The sequence below is a fragment of the Stutzerimonas zhaodongensis genome (assembly GCF_003696365.1).
In the GTDB taxonomy this organism is placed as follows: domain Bacteria; phylum Pseudomonadota; class Gammaproteobacteria; order Pseudomonadales; family Pseudomonadaceae; genus Stutzerimonas; species Stutzerimonas zhaodongensis.
This window is the reverse complement of the sequence record NZ_RFFM01000003.1, coordinates 66,759-83,935: the sequence shown is the minus strand read 5'-3', so window position 1 is coordinate 83,935 and position 17,177 is coordinate 66,759. Positions and strand designations below refer to the sequence as shown.

At 60.0% G+C, this 17,177-nt stretch carries 14 protein-coding genes; 12 read left to right on the top strand and 2 right to left on the bottom strand.

Translation table 11 applies throughout. The features are described 5' to 3' along the window. The first annotated feature begins 8 nt into the window (after positions 1 to 8). From treZ to EA797_RS14555, 6 genes are all read left to right on the top strand, one after another. Positions 9 to 1,778, top strand: a complete 1,770-nt coding sequence (gene treZ, locus EA797_RS14580) for a malto-oligosyltrehalose trehalohydrolase (RefSeq protein ID WP_122166464.1) — start codon at positions 9 to 11, stop codon at positions 1,776 to 1,778. Further along, on the top strand, positions 1,775 to 3,853 hold the full coding sequence (malQ, locus tag EA797_RS14575; RefSeq protein ID WP_122166462.1) for a 4-alpha-glucanotransferase: 2,079 nt from the start codon (positions 1,775 to 1,777) through the stop codon (positions 3,851 to 3,853). Before treZ ends, malQ begins: the two co-directional genes overlap by 4 nt. After that, positions 3,850 to 6,663, top strand: a complete 2,814-nt coding sequence (locus EA797_RS14570) for a malto-oligosyltrehalose synthase (RefSeq protein WP_122166460.1) — start codon at positions 3,850 to 3,852, stop codon at positions 6,661 to 6,663. Before malQ ends, EA797_RS14570 begins: the two co-directional genes overlap by 4 nt. Next, positions 6,660 to 7,043: a DUF2934 domain-containing protein gene (locus EA797_RS14565; protein ID WP_122166458.1), complete on the top strand. Its 384-nt coding sequence runs from the start codon at positions 6,660 to 6,662 to the stop codon at positions 7,041 to 7,043. Before EA797_RS14570 ends, EA797_RS14565 begins: the two co-directional genes overlap by 4 nt. A gap of 98 nt (positions 7,044 to 7,141) precedes the next feature. Further along, positions 7,142 to 9,295, top strand: coding sequence for a glycogen debranching protein GlgX (gene glgX, locus EA797_RS14560; RefSeq protein WP_122166456.1), 2,154 nt, complete (start codon positions 7,142 to 7,144; stop codon positions 9,293 to 9,295). A gap of 241 nt (positions 9,296 to 9,536) precedes the next feature. After that, entirely contained in the window at positions 9,537 to 10,388 is an 852-nt protein-coding gene (locus tag EA797_RS14555) for a M23 family metallopeptidase (protein ID WP_122166454.1), read from the top strand. A 152-nt stretch (positions 10,389 to 10,540) separates the two neighbouring features. Here the strand turns inward: EA797_RS14555 and EA797_RS14550 are convergent, their stop codons facing one another. Both EA797_RS14550 and EA797_RS14545 read right to left on the bottom strand, forming a co-directional pair. Then, a complete protein-coding gene (locus tag EA797_RS14550; protein ID WP_122166452.1) occupies positions 10,541 to 10,819 on the bottom strand; it encodes a DUF2218 domain-containing protein in 279 nt (92 codons plus the stop codon). Positions 10,820 to 10,858: 39 nt separating this feature from the next. After that, complete coding sequence (locus EA797_RS14545) at positions 10,859 to 11,686, bottom strand: DODA-type extradiol aromatic ring-opening family dioxygenase (protein WP_244214125.1); 828 nt, start codon at positions 11,684 to 11,686, stop codon at positions 10,859 to 10,861. A gap of 102 nt (positions 11,687 to 11,788) precedes the next feature. Between EA797_RS14545 and EA797_RS14540 the strand changes: the two genes are divergently transcribed. From EA797_RS14540 to EA797_RS14520, 6 genes are all read left to right on the top strand, one after another. Next, a complete protein-coding gene (locus tag EA797_RS14540) occupies positions 11,789 to 12,709 on the top strand; it encodes a LysR family transcriptional regulator (protein WP_122166450.1) in 921 nt (306 codons plus the stop codon). 300 nt (positions 12,710 to 13,009) lie between these two features. Then, complete coding sequence (locus EA797_RS21850) at positions 13,010 to 13,174, top strand: hypothetical protein (RefSeq protein ID WP_167468822.1); 165 nt, start codon at positions 13,010 to 13,012, stop codon at positions 13,172 to 13,174. Between the two features lie 9 nt (positions 13,175 to 13,183). Next, entirely contained in the window at positions 13,184 to 14,101 is a 918-nt protein-coding gene (locus tag EA797_RS14535; RefSeq protein ID WP_122166448.1) for a DUF72 domain-containing protein, read from the top strand. Then, positions 14,098 to 14,901, top strand: a complete 804-nt coding sequence (locus EA797_RS14530; RefSeq protein ID WP_122166446.1) for an endonuclease/exonuclease/phosphatase family protein — start codon at positions 14,098 to 14,100, stop codon at positions 14,899 to 14,901. Before EA797_RS14535 ends, EA797_RS14530 begins: the two co-directional genes overlap by 4 nt. Beyond that, positions 14,898 to 16,133 carry a cardiolipin synthase ClsB gene (gene clsB / locus EA797_RS14525; protein ID WP_122166444.1) on the top strand — a complete coding sequence of 412 codons (1,236 nt, stop codon included), beginning with the start codon at positions 14,898 to 14,900 and terminating at the stop codon, positions 16,131 to 16,133. Before EA797_RS14530 ends, clsB begins: the two co-directional genes overlap by 4 nt. Further along, the gene (locus EA797_RS14520) at positions 16,130 to 17,155 is read left to right on the top strand and encodes a lysylphosphatidylglycerol synthase domain-containing protein (protein WP_122166442.1); all 1,026 of its coding nucleotides are present in this window, start codon (positions 16,130 to 16,132) and stop codon (positions 17,153 to 17,155) included. The genes clsB and EA797_RS14520 overlap by 4 nt, the downstream gene beginning before the upstream one ends. Positions 17,156 to 17,177 lie beyond the last annotated feature (22 nt).

Below are 17,177 nucleotides of genomic sequence, written 5' to 3'. Positions count from 1 at the left end.
GTCAATCAATGCAAAACAGGCCTGCCCGCAACGGGCAACACGGACCGGTGCTACTCGATGATTCGCGTGCTCGGTTCAGGCTCTGGGCTCCAGACGCGCAAAGCGTCAGCCTGGTAATAGTCGGCGGCGATACGCTGCCCATGCAGGCAAACGAAGACGGCTGGTACAGCGTTGAAGCTGTGGCCAGCGCAGGTACTCAATACGCTTTTCTAATCGATGACGAATTACAGGTGCCTGACCCCGCCTCGCGGGCGCAGTCTGCCGATATTCACGACCCCAGCATTCTCGTCGACCCTGATGCCTACCAATGGCGCAACCCTCGTTGGCAGGGCCGCCCCTGGCATGAAACCGTGCTCTACGAATTGCATGTAGGCACCTACGGTGGCTACGCCGAAATCGAACGGCGCTTGCAGGCCCTGGCGGACCTTGGGGTGACTGCCATCGAGCTGATGCCGCTTGCCGAATTTCCGGGCGACCGCAACTGGGGCTATGACGGGGTTCTGCTGTATGCGCCCGAGGCCTCCTACGGCACGCCCGAGCAACTCAAGCATCTGATCGACACCGCGCATGGTCTCGGGCTGATGGTGTTCATCGACGTGGTCTACAACCACTTCGGGCCGGACGGCAATTACCTGCATCGTTACGCCAAGCATTTCTTCCGCCACGACCAGCAGACCCCCTGGGGTGACGGCATTGACTTCCGGCGCCGCGAGGTGCGCGATTTTTTCATCGATAACGCCCTGATGTGGCTGATGGAGTACCGTTTCGACGGGTTGCGCATGGACGCTGTCCACGCGATTCCGGACCGTACCTTCCTGCCTGAGTTGGCTGAGCGCGTTCGTGCCGAAGTCGAGCCTGGTCGCCATGTGCATCTGGTTCTGGAAAATGAAGACAACCGCGCAAGCCTGCTCGGCAAAGACTTCACCGCCCAGTGGAACGACGATGGTCATAACGTTCTGCACACCTTGCTGACTGATGAAAGCCAGGGTTACTACGCCGACTACCATCGCGACGCCACGGACAAGCTGATCCGCTTCCTCGGCGAAGGCTTCGTCTATCAGGGTCATGAAAACCGTCGCGGCGAGTCCCGCGGCGAGCCGAGCGGCCACCTCAGCCCAACTTCGTTCGTGCTGTTTCTGCAAAACCACGACCAAACCGGAAATCGCGCGTTCGGCGACCGCTTGATCGGCCTTGCCGACCCTGACGCGCTGAAGGCTGCAACCACCGTACTGCTGCTTTCACCGATGATTCCGCTGCTGTTCATGGGTGAGGAATGGGGTGCACGTGAGCCCTTCCTGTTCTTCACCAGCCATCACGGTGAGCTCGCTGACGCGGTGCGTGAAGGTCGTCGCGGTGAGTTCGCGGAGTTTTCCGAGTTTGCCGATGAGCAGACGCGCGAGCGCATCCCTGATCCGAACGCCGTCGAAACGTTCGAGTCGTCCAAGCCTGACTTCAGCAAGATGGATAACCCAGAGCACCGCGAGTGGCTGGAGCTCTATCGCCAACTGCTCAACATCCGCCACAGCGAAATCGTGCCGCGCCTTGAAGGCTCCAAGTTTCTCGGTGCGCAAGCTCTGGGTGAAGCAGCCGCCCTTGCCCGCTGGCGCCTGGGGGATGGAAGCGAGCTTCGCCTGGAGTTGAACCTCAGCGAGGTCGACGTGCAGCTCACCCCCGCATCGACCAATGCGCGTTTGCTGCATGCCAGCCGCACCACTGATTCCGAAGCCAGCACGCTACCGGCCCGCTCCGCCAAGATGTACCTGGAGGCTGCACAATGAGCGATGAACAACTCAACCGCCTGGCCAAGGCGGCAGGCCTGTCCATCGACTGGGTTGACGCCGACGGCCGTGACCAACGGGTTACACCTGAAGTCCTGCGTTCTGTATTGAAAGGGCTGGGCCTCGCCGCTGAGAACGACAGCGATATCAGGAGCAGCCTGGAAAAGCTGAATGCCACTAACGGAGATTCGAGCCTCCCGCCTCTGCTGACTCTGGACCAGAGTTCGGCCCTGGATCTGAGCACCTATTTCAAACCTTCAGTAGGCTATGTCCTCGAACTGGAAGACGGCAGCCGTCACGAAGGCACGCTCGATGGACAGGCGCGGCTTGATCCAATCGAGAAGCCGGGCTATCACCGTCTCGAAATCGATGGAAAAACCCTGACGCTTGCAGTCGCTCCGCATGCTTGCCCAAGTGTCGAAAGCGTTGCCGGTTCAGACGCCTGGGGCCTGACCGCTCAGCTCTACAGCTTGCGTCGCCCAGGTGATGGTGGTCTGGGCGACACGCTCGCCCTTGAAACGCTGGCACGCAACGCGGCTGCGCATGGCGCCGATGCGCTTGGCATCAGCCCGATCCACGCCATGTTCACTGGCAACAGTGGCCAGTACAGCCCCTATTCGCCGTCCAGCCGGCTGTTCTTCAACATTCTGCATAGCGCGCCGCAAGCCATTCTTGGCGACACGCCGGTGCGTCGGGCCATCGAGTCCTGCGAGTTGGCGGACGAACTGAAAAGGTTGGAGTCACTGGAGCTGGTCGACTGGGATGCCGTCTCACGCACGCGGCAGTGCCTGCTTCGCGCGCTTTATGACGACTTCGCCACAGGCGGGAACGCTCAACGCGCCGACTTCGACAGCTTCCGTGAAGCAGGTGGCGAGGCGCTGGAGAATCATTGCCGCTTCGAAGCCCTGCATGCCGCCCTGCTTGGCCCCGAAGGTTATCCACAACACTGGCGCGACTGGCCGGAGCAGTACCGCACACCGCAAAGCACCGCCGTGGAGGAATTTGCGAAGGAGCACGCCGAAGAAATCAGCTATTACGCATTTTGCCAGTGGCTGATCGCGCGTGGTCTGGAGCGCGCCCAGACGGCAGCACGCAGCGCCGGCATGAAGATCGGCTTGATCAGCGATCTGGCGGTGGGTGCCGACGGCGGCGGCAGCCAGGCGTGGAGCCGGCAGCACGAAGTCCTGGCGTCACTGAGCGTTGGCGCGCCACCGGACATCATCAATCGTCAGGGCCAGAGCTGGGGCATCTCGGCGTTTTCCCCCTGGGGTCTCAAGGCCAACGGATACCGGGCTTTTATCGAGATGGTGCGCGCCAACCTGGCTCATGCTGGTGGCATGCGCATCGACCACGTCATGGGCCTGATGCGCCTTTGGGTGATCCCGGCCGGTGCTGGGCCGAATGAAGGCGCATATCTCAACTACCCCTTCGATGACCTGCTGCGTCTGCTGTCGCTCGAAGCCTGGCGACGTAACGCCGTGATTCTCGGTGAAGATCTGGGCACCGTACCCGATGGGCTGCGCGAGAAGCTTGCCGACCGGAACCTGCTGGGCATGCGTGTGCTGTTTTTCGAGCGTGACAACCACGGCACGTTCAAAACGCCTGAGCAATGGCCAAGCAGCGCACTGGCGACGTCCACGACCCATGACCTGCCGACCATCAACGGCTGGTGGCAGGGTCACGATATCGATTGGCGCATTCGCGTCGGCCAGCATCAGGAACACGAAAAACCGGCACAGGTCGAAGAGCGGGAACGCGAACGTGCGGGCCTAGTGCGCCTGCTACGCGAATATGCGCCGGATATTCAGGGTGACCTGAATGACCCGCAGGTCTTGGCCGATGCCTGCGGCGCGTTCATTGCCCGCACCCCTGCGCCGCTGGTGCTGTTTCCCGTCGAGGACGCTCTCTGCCTGCTGGAACAACCCAATATGCCGGGCACTACAGATATTCACCCCAATTGGCGTCGTCGGTATCCCGGCGACAGTGCCACGCTGCTTGACGACCCCCGCTGCACGCGCCGCTTGAAAATTCTGGCCGACGCTCGCAAGCAGACCACTGGAAACAACATTCGATGAGAGACCTTAACGCGACGCTGCGCTTGCAGTTTCATCGTGATTTTACCCTTGACCACGCCACCGCATTGGTCGACTACTTCGCCGAGCTCGGCATCAGTCATATCTACGCGTCGCCCCTGCTCACAGCGCGGCCTGGCTCGATGCACGGCTATGACGTGATCGACCCGACCCGAATCAATCCGGAACTGGGCGGCGAGCCGGCGCTGCGCCGTCTGGTCGATGCGCTGCGTGCAAAGGGCATGGGGCTGATCCTCGATATCGTCTCCAACCACATGGCGGTTGGCGGCTCGGGCAATGCCTGGTGGCTGGACGTGCTGGAATGGGGCCGCCGCAGCCCCTATGCGCAGTTCTTCGATATCCAATGGAATTCGCCTGACCCTCTACTGGAAGGCCAACTGCTGGTTCCCTTCCTGGGCAGCGATTACGGCGAGGCCCTGCAGGACGGCAAGATCCCCGTGAAGCTGGATGCCGAAACCGGCACGTTGTACGCCGAGCATTACGAACACCGCTTCCCTATCACTCCGCCGAGTTACGGCGAGATTCTGCGCCTGACGGAGAATCCCGAGTTGCGTGCCCTCGCCGGTCATTTCGACGCGTTGAAGACCGAACCTGCGCCCTATCAGGCGGCACGCCGCTTGCGCGCTGATCTGGCGAAAGCGCTTGAAAGCAGCGAGACCCGCCAGGCGCTCGAGCAGGCCCTCACGCATTACGACTCGACGACAGAAGAGGGTTTCAGGCGTCTGCATGGCCTGCTGGAACGTCAGCACTACCGCCTCGCCAGCTGGCGCACTGCCGGTGACGACATCAACTGGCGGCGCTTCTTCGACATCAATGAGCTGGGTGGCCTTCGGGTCGAGCGTCCGGTGGTCTTTGAGGAGACCCACGAGAAGATTTTCGAGCTGATCAGTGAAGGTTTAGTAGACGGGCTTCGTATAGACCACGTCGACGGCCTGGCCAACCCGCGAGGGTATTGCCGCCGCCTGAGACGCCGTGTCGATCGGCTCAATGCCGCCCGCCCGCCTGAGGCCGCCCAAGATCACGTGCCTATCTACGTCGAGAAGATCCTCGCTGAAGGCGAGCACCTGCCAGATGACTGGGGCGTTGACGGCACCACTGGCTATGAATTCATGAATCAGGTGTCGCTGCTGCAGCACGACCCCGCCGGCAAGGCAACCCTGTGCGCGCTTTGGAGCGAAACGGCCGAACGCCCCGCCGACTTCATGGAAGAAGTGCGTCAGGCCCGCCAGCTGGTATTGACCGGCCCATTGGCAGGCGATTTCGAAACTGTCGCCCAATCGCTGCTGCAGGTTGCACGTTATGACGTGATGACTCGCGACATCACCCTTGGCGCCATTCGCAGGGCCCTGCTCGAATTGATCGTGCACTTCCCCGTCTACCGTACCTACATAGGTGCGAGAGGTCGTCGCGAAACGGATGAGCCGTTCTTCCAGCGCGCACTGGCCGGTGCGAAAACCACCTTGGGCGAAGCGGATTGGCCCCTGCTGGATCTGCTCGATCGCTGGCTCGGTGGTGAAAGCCTGCGCTCCCTGCCGCCTGGACCTGCGCGCCGTATTCGCCGCTACGCCTGCACGCGGTTTCAGCAACTCACCTCGCCGGCCGCGGCCAAGGCCGTGGAAGACACTGCCTGCTACCGCTCCGGCGCATTGCTGTCGCGCAACGATGTGGGCTTCGATCCTCAAACTTTCAGCGCCCCGGTTGAGACCTTCCATGCTGAATGCATGGAGCGCGCCGAGTACTTCCCGCGCAATTTGCTCACCACCGCCACCCATGACCACAAGCGTGGCGAGGACACTCGTGCGCGGATGACGGTTATCAGCGAAAGGGCCGAATGGTTCGCTGCCAAGGTTCGCCATTGGCGTCAGTTGGCCTATGGTCAGCGCAAGGAGCTGGCGGATGGCCCTGCGCCGTCGGCAGGCGACGAAATGTTGCTGTTCCAGATATTGGTCAGCTGCTGGCCACTGGACCTGGCTGTCGATGATCGTGAGGGGATGGAGACGTTCTGCGAGCGTCTGATCAAGTGGCAGGAAAAGGCTGTTCGCGAAGCCAAATTGCGCAGCAACTGGACCGACCCCAACAGCGAGTACGAGGGTGCCTGCCAAGACTATCTGCGCGCCCTGCTCTTGGGTGACGAGAGCAGAACCCTGCGCACTGACATAGCCGAAGCAGCCGCAACGCTTGCCCCATCCGGCGCGTTGAACAGCCTCACCCAAACCCTGCTGCGCATGACTACACCGGGTGTGCCCGACCTGTATCAGGGCACTGACTACTGGGACTTCAGCCTGGTCGATCCTGACAACCGTCGGCCCGTAGACTTCGATGCCCGCCGTTCGAGTTTCAACCTCGACGCCAGACCTGCTGAGCTGCTGGCGAATTGGAAGGACGGTCGAATCAAGCAATGGTTGATCGCTCGCACCCTACGAGCACGCCGCAACGAGCCACGGCTATTCACCGATGGGCAATACCTGCCCTTGAAGATCGAAGGCGAACACGCCGACAGTCTGATCGCGTTCGCTCGTGAGCTGAACGGCACATGGCTGATCGTGATCGCCGCACGGCTTGCCAGCGGCCTGGTAGGCGATGCCGAGATACCGCAGATCGCCCCCGAGCGCTGGGGGAATACCCAGGTGCTATTGCCCGATGCGCTGAGCGGTCATGCATTGGAGCGACTTTTTGACGGAATGACAGTCACACCCAAACAAGCGGGTTTGCGTGCGGCCGAGGTTCTGCAACAACTGCCCGTGGCGCTTTTACAGGTTTCAATCAGTTCAACAGGAGAATCAGAACGATGACTAAAGACGAGCAGCGCATCCGCGACTTTGCATACGACATCTGGATTTCGGAAGGAAAGCCGCACGGAGAGTCCGAGCGCCATTGGGAAATGGCGCGCAAGTTGGTTGAGGCGGAAAACAGCAAGTCTGCAGCCAAACCCGCCACACGCGCGCGCAAGACGGCGACCAAGCCTACTGATGCGACACCTGCTGCCAAGCCTGCAAAAACGGCGAAAGCAGGCAAGGATGCGAAAGAGGCCAAGGACGAGAAGCCCGCGAAAGCGGCTCCTGCAGCCAAAACTGCCGCGCGACCCAAGGCAAAGGCTGACACCGAAGCCGCGGAGGGTACGCCGGCAGGCGTCAAGAAAACTCGCAGTCCACGCACCAAGAAAGAAGTCTGAATGTCGCCACGGAGCGATCCGGCCTCTCAGAAAGCCGGACCTCCGTGGCGTCCAATCGCCTTGCAGAGGCTCGACCCCGAGCCGTCATCGGAGAGTACATGAGTAAAAAGACACCTGCGGCGCCAGAGATTCTTAACCCTTCACGCATACGTGAAGGACAGCCTTTCCCGCTTGGCGCTACGTGGGATGGGTTGGGAGTCAATTTCGCGATCTTCTCCGCGAACGCCACCAAGGTTGAGCTGTGCCTGTTCGATACCGATGGCGAAACGGAACTCGAGCGAATCGAACTTCCGGAATACACCGACGAGATCTGGCACGGCTACCTGCCCGACGCTCACCCCGGACAGATCTACGGCTACCGCGTGCACGGCCCGTACGATCCCAAAAACGGCCATCGTTTCAACCCGAACAAGCTGCTGATCGACCCGTACGCCAAGCAGTTGGTCGGTGAGCTGAAATGGTCCGAAGCACTGTTCGGTTACACCATTGGGCATCCTGATGGTGACCTGAGCTACGACGAACGCGACAGCGCGCCATTCGTGCCCAAGTGCAAGATCATCGATCCTGCCTTCACCTGGGGCCACGATCGCCCGGTTCAAGTGCCTTGGGATCGTACGATCATCTATGAAACCCACGTACGTGGTTTCACCATGCAGCATCCCTCGGTTGCCGAGGACATGCGCGGCACCTTTGGTGGCTTCAAGACACCTGAAGTGATCGATTACGTGCGCAAGCTCGGGGTTTCGTCCATCGAATTCCTGCCGATTCATGCCTATGTCCAAGACCAGCATCTGCTGGAAAAGGGTATGAGCAACTACTGGGGTTACAACAGCATCGCGTTCTTCGCGCCGCACCCCAAGTATCTCGCCAGCGGCAAGATCAGCGAATTCAAGGAAATGGTCGCGCACCTGCACAATGCGGATCTCGAGGTAATCCTCGACGTGGTCTATAACCACACCGCCGAGGGCAATGAGCTCGGCCCTACCCTGTCCATGCGCGGTATCGACAACGCCTCGTACTACCGGTTGATGCCGGACGACAAGCGTTACTACATCAACGATTCCGGCACGGGCAACACCCTCGACATGAGCCACCCTTGTGTGGTGCAGATGGTCACCGACTCCCTGCGCTACTGGGCTGAAGAGATGCACGTCGATGGTTTCCGTTTCGACCTGGCAACCATTCTGGGCCGCGAGCACGACGGCTACGATGAGCGCCACGGCTTCCTCGTCGCCTGTCGTCAGGACCCGGTGCTGGCCAAGACCAAACTGATCGCAGAACCCTGGGACTGCGGCCCAGGTGGCTATCAGGTCGGGGGTTTCCCGCCCGGCTGGGCCGAGTGGAACGACCAGTACCGCGATACCGTGCGAGCCTTCTGGAAAGGCGATGGCGACCAGCTGCCGGATTTTGCAGCGCGCCTGACCGGCTCTGGCGACCTGTTCAACCAGCGTGGACGGCGTCCGTTCAGCTCGGTGAACTTCATCACTGCCCACGACGGTTTTACCCTCAATGACCTTGTCTCCTACAACGACAAGCACAACGAAGCGAACGACGAAGGCAACCGGGATGGCTCCAGCAACAACATATCCTGGAACCACGGCGTCGAAGGCCCGACGGACGACCCGGAAATTAACGAACTGCGCTTCCGCCAGATGCGCAACTTCTTCGCCACGCTCCTGTTCTCCCAGGGCACGCCGATGATCGTGGCGGGTGACGAATTTGCGCGCACTCAGCATGGCAATAACAACGCTTACTGCCAGGACAGCGAGATTGGCTGGGTCAACTGGGAGATTCCGGATGAAGGGCGGTCGCTGCAAGCTTTCGTCCGTAAGCTGATTCGTTTGCGTCAGCGCTATCCGATGCTGCGTCGCGGACGCTTCCTCGTCGGCGCGTACAACGAGGAGCTTGGCGTTAAGGACGTGACCTGGCTGGCACCGCATGGCGAGGAAATGAGCGTCGAGCATTGGGAAGACGGCAACAACCGCTGCATGGGTATGTTGCTCGATGGGCGTGCACAGCCGACCGGCATCCGCCGTACAGGCTCTGACGCCACCCTGCTGCTGGTCGTCAATTCCCATCACGACGTTGTCAACTTCAGCCTGCCCGAAGTCCCGCAGGGCATCTATTGGAATCGTTTGATCGATACCAATAATCCGAATGCCCGAGCCGAGCGCTTCGAATTCAACGACCAGTACGCTCTGACCGGTCGCTCGATGCTCCTGCTTGAGCTGATAAAGGAAGAAGAGCAGTGATAGAGCGTCATTGAGTTAACAACCGGGCCCCGAATATCGGGGCCTAGTTGTTTCTGCAGGTTGATATTCGGGTCTTTGGAACAGGGCCGGATTAACCCTCAATCGTTGGGTGGAAGTCGACGTGCGGTAGTGAACCCTAACTGTACTCTTTAGTCCGAACCCCTGCGCGGCACTCATGAAACCAACGGATTTGTCCTGCCTGCCGCAGGCAGTTTTCCCATCCGTGACGGACCACATCTCTATGGCTTCGACCCGGCTGATCATTGCCCTTTCTTTATTGCTCTCTATTCCCGCTACCTCCCTGCCCGCTTTCGCCGCTGGCGCCATCACCAACGCAACGCTGCCAGCAGCTAAGCCCGGTAATGTTCGGCTGTTAGTCAATCGCCATGGGACAGGGAAAGCCATGGACGTGCAGAACGACACGGACGTACCTGTCGAGGTAGTGCTTCGCCTGACGCGTATGGTCAACGTAACGGGCGTTGGCTCAGGCGTGGTTCGCAAGACCGTCCCTGCCCGGACCCGCATGCGCATCGCAACGCTGCGTAAGCGCCAGCCCGCCTACCCGTTGATGTTTCAGCAATCTTTCAACTATTCGCTGATCTATTCACCCGACCCTAACAAAAAGGGCTCGGTGGGCGGATATGCCTACGCATTGCCTTGGAAAGGAGGGCCATTCCATATCTCCCAGGGCGCAGGCGGAGACTTCAGTCACAACTCCCCCAAAGGCCGCTATGCCGTGGACGTGGCTATGCCGGTAGGTACGCCGATCGTGGCTGCACGCGCCGGAACGGTATTGACGACTCGCGACGGCCAGGCTGGGCGTATGCCTGACCCTGCCGGAAATTATGTGCGGATCGTCCATGACGACGGTACCCACAGCGCCTATCTGCACCTCAAGCAAGGCTCGGTGAAAGTGAAAGAGGGACAACAGGTCAGAGCCGGCGCTCTTCTTGGCCACTCCGGAAACACCGGCCGTAGCACCGGGCCTCACCTGCACTTCGTAGTGCAGAAGCACTATGGAGATTCGCTGGTTTCAATTCCCTTCCGCTTCTCTCGCCCGGTCAGTTCGCTACCCAATTTCGCTTCGAACTGACGCGCAGCTGAAAGGGCGACCTTAGAACATCCGGCGCTGGGTCGTGATGCTTGACGGCGCTGGAGCGAATTGAAGCGTTGGCGTGCCCGCTATCGGCGTTCGATGATCCCGAGCGATTCCAGTAGCAGGCACAACGCAACAAACTCGGTCGCTCAAGACCAGGCGAATGTCAGCGCCTCATCTCCAGCCATTCGCTGCAAGTGATCGGCAACGACGGTTTGCAGACGCTCCAACTGATCCTCTTCGGCGGCCTGCACTCTTACGCCAAGCCCCCCATCGACGCTCTGCAGACCGCAGACCCCAATCGGCAATTTGATCTCGGCACCCTTGGAATCGGTCTCCACCGGAAACTTGTGACGCCAGTGGTTGCTCAGCCTTTTGGTCAAACGCTCGGCATTGGCTGTGACGACGTGTGTGTGCGATTCAAACATCTGGTTCGTTCTCCATTGATTCAAAGCTGTTCGTTGCGATCAGCCGAAACGATAGGCTGAAAGCGTAGTTTCCAGCACGCGCTCGCTGAATATGCTGCGTCCCTCGGACTGCCCTCCTGCGCCGGCGGCAACCAGCAGTGGCAGCAGGTGCTCTTCTTGTCGAGGTGGATGGCACAGTCGTGCCATGGGGGCCTTGTCCCACCGTGCCAATTCTTCCTCACGTTGCTCGCGCCCGGATTCAACCGCAGCGGTAAGCCACGCATCGAACGTATCAGACACCGGACCGAAACGAGGGTCACCGTACCCGCGCATGTTATGGAAGCTCATCCCGCTACCAATGATCAACACGCCCTCGTCACGCAATGAGGCGATGGCGTGACCGATCTCGATATGGGCCCTTGGATCAAGATCCTTGCGCAGCGAAAGCTGCACCACTGGCGTCTGCGCATCAGGAAACATCAGTTTCATCGGTATGAACATGCCATGGTCGAAGCCGCGCTGCAGGTCGATGCCTGCAGCGATCCCGGCATTCGCCAGCAATTCGACCAGCCGCGTAGCCAATGCAGGTTCGCCCGGCGCCGGGTAGCGCAACGCGTAGGTGTGCGCCGGGAAGCCGCCGTAGTCGTAGATGAGCTTCGGCGCCGCACTCCCAGTGACCATGACCTCGGCTTCCAGCCAGTGCCCTGATATCACCACTATGGCGGTTGGTCGCTGCGGCAGCGTCTGCGCAATGCTCTTCAGAAAGGCCGCCATTCGATCCCAGGTATCGACCGGGTCCCAGTCCATGAAAAAGCATGGGCCCGCTCCATGCGGAATGAATAGCGTCGGCATCGGATTCTTGCCGGTCGGGTTATCCGAATTGCCCATAGCGCCCTCGTATTCATAGCTGAGTGGTGAGTATGGATTACACTGCGTTTGGCATGAACCAAGTAAAAGGGCTCAACAGTTCCAACCAGGAGTAGGAGCTCAATGCTCGATCGAATCACTGGGATGCGGGTATTCACCCGAGCTGCTAGTGCTGGCTCACTCTCCGCAGCGGCGCGGCGAATGGGCATGTCCCCCGCCATGGCCACCAAGCACATCGATGCGTTGGAGGCCCGCCTTGGAGTCAAACTCTTCCATCGCAGCACGCGCCGCCTGAACCTCACTCCCGCCGGAATCAGCTATCTGGATGCTTGCCAGCGCATTTTGCCGGAGATCGACGAGGCAGAAGCCAGCGTTGCCTCGCAACGGGTCGAGGCCACCGGGCTGCTACGCATGAATGTGCCCCTGTCATTTGGCACGCGTTTCATCGCGCCATTGATGCCCGAGTTCAGCCAGAGGCACCCGGCAGTCAAGGTTGAACTAGGCCTCACGGACAGCCAGGTTGACCTGATTGACGGGAGCTGGGACATGGCTGTGCGTATCGGTCGCCTCGCCGACAGTCCTCTACAAGCCAGGCGGCTGGCCGATAGTCCAATGCTTGTCTGCGCATCCCCTGGCTACCTGGCGCGGCATGGCACTCCCAGAAAAGTAAGTGATCTCGCGACCCATAACTGCCTTGGCTACAGTCTTTCCTCGCTACACGGTGGCCGCGAATGGGCGTTTGGTGCTGCCGCTGAAATTCGCGTACCCATCGAAGGCAATCTCGTGGCCAACAACGGCGCGGCTCTGGTGGCGGCCGCCGTTGGTGATCAAGGCTTGATCTACCAACCGCTGTTCATCGTTTCCGCAGCGCTGGGTCGGGGTGATTTGGTGACCGTGGTACTGGATCAGCCGCCGCTGAGTGTTGGGGGCATCCACGTTGTCTACCCGCCGGACCGCCGCCCAACCGCCAAGGTGCGCGCGATGATCGACTTTCTCGTTGAATCCTTTTCCGGTGAACTGCCCTGGGATGTGGAGCGCGCCTGAACGCATGCGCTAACGCTGACCGCTGCGACAGCCATGTTGCCGCCCCGCTCGACTCACCGAAACGGCCCACCTGCGCCAACGTTGCGCCCTTATGTCAGAAAAAAGATGAACCGCCAAAGCCGCTATCAGTCGGAATGAAAGTGCACCTGCTAGGCATTGCCGGTGCTGAGTTATCTGTGACCCGCCCTGGTCCATCGAAAGCAGCACAGGTTCCGCGCTGACCGCGAATGGCCGCAGGACGTCACCCATCATTCAGTTGTTCGAGGCCCATGGGTCTGGATGAAGCGTAACGGAGTAGCCATGAAAGCTGTCGTTGATCACGGTGTCGGCCATTTCAGCCTCGACAACGTTGCCGAACCGTGCATCACGGCTTCGACCTACGCCACCGCTCGCTGCATCATCGATAAGAGCGTCGCTGGCAGCTTCTCGGCCATCGAGCCGACCAGTTTGCAGAACCCAGGGTAGGAGACCTCGATGGCAGCCATCCATATCGGAATGTCGGGCTGGCGCTATGCACCCTGGCGGGGGGACTTCTACCCGAAGGGGCTTACCCAGAAGAACGAATTGAAGTTCGCTTCGCGAGCGGTGAGCAGCATCGAAATCAATGGATCGTTTTATTCGCTGCAGCGACCTGAGCTATATGCCGGCTGGTACGAAGAGACACCCAAGGGCTTCGTATTCAGCGTAAAGGCTCCACGCTATATCACGCACATTCTGCGGTTACGCGATGTAGAGAAGCCCATCGCCAACTTTCTGGCCTCCGGTGTACTGGCCCTAAAGGACAAGCTCGGGCCGATCCTCTGGCAGTTCCCACCTTCGTTCAAGTTCGATCCCGAAAGCTTCGAGACCTTTCTTTCGTTGCTGCCCCATGACACCGAGGCGGCACTGGAGATGGCCAAGGGATGCGAAGAACGGATGGAAGGCCGTAGCTATCTGAAGATCGACCGCAAGCGAAAGCTGCGACACGCCGTGGAGATTCGCAATGAGAGCTTTGTCGACCCCGCGTTCATTGCGCTGCTGCGCAAGTACAAGGTTGCGCTGGTAGTCGCCGATACCGCAGGCAAATGGCCTTACCGCGAAGACCTTACCGGCGACTTCGTATACATCCGTCTGCACGGCGCGGAGGAGCTTTACACCAGCGGTTATACCGATCAGGCGCTGGATAACTGGTCCAAGCGCATCACGCTCTGGAGCCAGGGCAAGCAGCCTGAAGACGCCCACCTAATATCCGAAACCAAGCCGCCGGCACGCAAGGCCCGCGACATCTACTGCTATTTCGATAACGACGTGAAAGTACGAGCGCCTTACGACGCGCGACAGCTGTTGCGCAGACTTGGGCTGGAGGAAGACCTGGAGACCACTCCGGGCCACCTGGAAGGAGCATTGGATTGAATCTGGATAAAAACCACCCGCTCGACAGCAGCGATCTGGACGCCCACATGTCCACGGCGGTCAATTCGATCCGCCTGCTGACCGTTAACACCCACAAAGGCTTCACCGCACTGAACCGCCGGTTCATCCTCCCGGAGCTACGTGAGGCAGTGCGGTCGGTTTCTGCCGATATCGTGTTTCTGCAGGAAGTGCTAGGCACTCATGAGAAGCACGCGATGAAGTTCCACGACTGGCCAAAGATGTCCCAGTACGAATTTCTCGCCGATAGCATCTGGACCGATTTCGCTTACGGACGTAACGCGGTCTACCCCGATGGTGACCACGGCAATGCGCTGCTTTCGAAATTTCCAATCACGCGCTACGAGAACCTGGACATATCCATCGCCGGCCCTGAACGCCGCGGGTTGCTGCACAGCGTCCTTCAAGTCCCGGGGCACGACGAGTTCCACGCCATATGCGTGCATCTGGGCCTGCGCGAGAGTCATCGACAGCAGCAACTGGCGCTGCTCTGCGAGTTGCTCGACTCCCTGCCCAAAGACGCCCCGGTAGTAGTTGCCGGCGACTTCAACGACTGGCGCTTGAAAGGCGTCCGGGTGCTCGATCGCTGCGCCGGTATGCACGAGGTGTTCGAAGTCTCCCACGGCAAGGTGGCTAAAACCTTCCCGGCGCGCTGGCCCATGCTGCGCCTGGATCGCATCTACGTACGGAATGCCACAAGCCACAAGGCACAAATACTTGGTAACAAACCCTGGACACACTTGTCCGATCATCTGCCCTTGGCGGTGGAGATACACCTATGAATTTTCACTGGAGAGACGGGAATCGTCTTCAGTTGCTGGAAAACGGTGAGGAGTTCTTCCCTACCGTGTTCGAGGCCATTGCGGCCGCCGAAAAGGAAGTCCTGCTGGAAACCTTCATCTTCTTTAAGGATAAGGTGGGAACCGAACTGCAACAGGTGCTGATCGCGGCGGCGCAGCGCGGCGTGAGCGTCGACGTAACGGTCGACGGCTATGGCTCCGCGGACCTCGATGGCGAGTTCGCCGCAGCGATGACTCGCGCCGGCGTGCGCATCCACATGTTCGATCCCGGCAAACGGCTGCTTGGCAAGCGCGTCAATGTGTTCCGCCGCATGCACCGCAAGATCGTGGTCATCGATGGCACCCTGGCCTTTATCGGAGGCATCAACTTCTCAGCGGACCACCTCGGCGACTTCGGCCCTGCGGCCAAGCAGGACTATGCCATGCAGGTCGAAGGCCCCGTGGTGCATGACATTCATCGCTTCGCCCTCAGCACCATTGCACCCGCCCAATCGAACCGCCGTTGGTGGCAACGCCGTGTGCGTACGCAAAGCAACGGCTACGTGGGTGCCAGTCGGGGTGAGGCGCGAGCGTTGTTTGTCACACGTGACAACAACGACCACCGCAACGACATCGAGCAGCATTATTTGCAGGCCATCCGCGATGCTCGCTCGCGGCTTGTCATCGCCAATGCCTATTTCTTTCCGGGCTATCGAGTGCTGCGCGAGATCCGCAATGCAGCGCGCCGCGGTGTTCGTGTACGGCTGATTCTGCAGGGCGAGCCGGATATGCCTATCGCGAAGTTCGGCGCCCGGATGCTCTACAACTACCTCATGAGTGATGGTGTGGAGATCCACGAGTATTGCCGTCGGCCCTTGCATGGCAAGGTCGCGCTGGTGGACTACGAATGGTCAACCGTGGGCTCCAGCAACCTCGATCCGCTCAGCCTGTCACTCAATCTCGAAGCGAACCTGATCATCCGCGATCACGTGTTCAACCGTCAGCTGCACGAGAAGCTCGATCAACTGTTGCAGGAACACTGCCGTCGTATTCCGTTGGAGCGCATGATTCGCGGCTACTGGTGGCGTGCGCCGCTAGCGTTCCTCATCTTTCACTTCCTGCGGCATTTCCCGCAGCTGGTCGGCTTCTTCCCGGCGCATCGACCGAAGTTGCAGTTGCTCGATCCTGAACCGGTGGAGCCAACGCCAGCTCCATTGCAAAGGGATCAGCCATGACCGCGTCTGCACCTGCAAAGGCTGAGAGCGGCTGGAAACGCCGCTGGCCATTGATCAAGAAGATCCTGACCTATGTGTTCTTCATTCTCGTTGCGGGCCTGCTGATCGGGCTGGCCCGCAATGTCGATTGGAACGAGGTGTACAACACCCTACGCAACTACAACGCGAAGACCTTGTGGATGGCCGGCGCAGCGGCGTTTGCCAGTTACGTCGTCTACTGCTTCTTCGATGTATTGGGGCGGCAGTACGCCAAGCACAACCTGCCCATCCGTCAAATTCTGCCGGTTACCTTCGTCTGCTACGCATTCAATCTCAATCTGAGTGCCTGGGTAGGTGGCATCGCCTTGCGCTTCCGGCTGTATTCGCGTTTCGGATTGAAGCCAGCGCAGATCACCCGTGTCTTCACCATGAGCGTGCTGACCAACTGGCTGGGATACATCTGGCTGGCTGGCCTGATTTTCGTGCTGGGCTGGATTACGCCGCCTGATTCATGGGAAATCGGCCACACGGCGTTGCGCGTGCTTGGCGGCGCCATGCTGGCCTTCGCGGTGGTGTACCTCTGGGCCTGTGGCTTCTCCAAACGACGTCACTGGACCATCCGCAAGCATGAAATACATCTGCCGTCCCTGCGCCTGGCCGTGGTGCAGATGCTACTCGGCGCTACGAACTGGTCGCTGATGGCGCTGGTGGTTTATTTCATGCTTTCGCAGAAGGCACCCTACCCCGAAGTCCTGGGAATCCTGATGATCAGCAGCATCGCTGGCGTCGTGGCCCACATACCAGCGGGCCTGGGGGTGATCGAGGCCGTATTCGTTGCAGCTCTGGCCGACGACATGAGCAAGGGCGCGATAGTGGGCGGATTGATTGGTTATCGGGTGGTGTATTTTCTGGTACCGCTGTTCTTCGCCACTATCGTGTACGTGGTGCTTGAAGCCGGTGCGAAGAAGCTGCGTTCGCGCCAGGATTCCACAGAGCCAGAAACTGAGGACCAGGCAGAGGAGCAACCTCGTACAGCGACCTGACGCTTTCGCTGCATTCCACCCG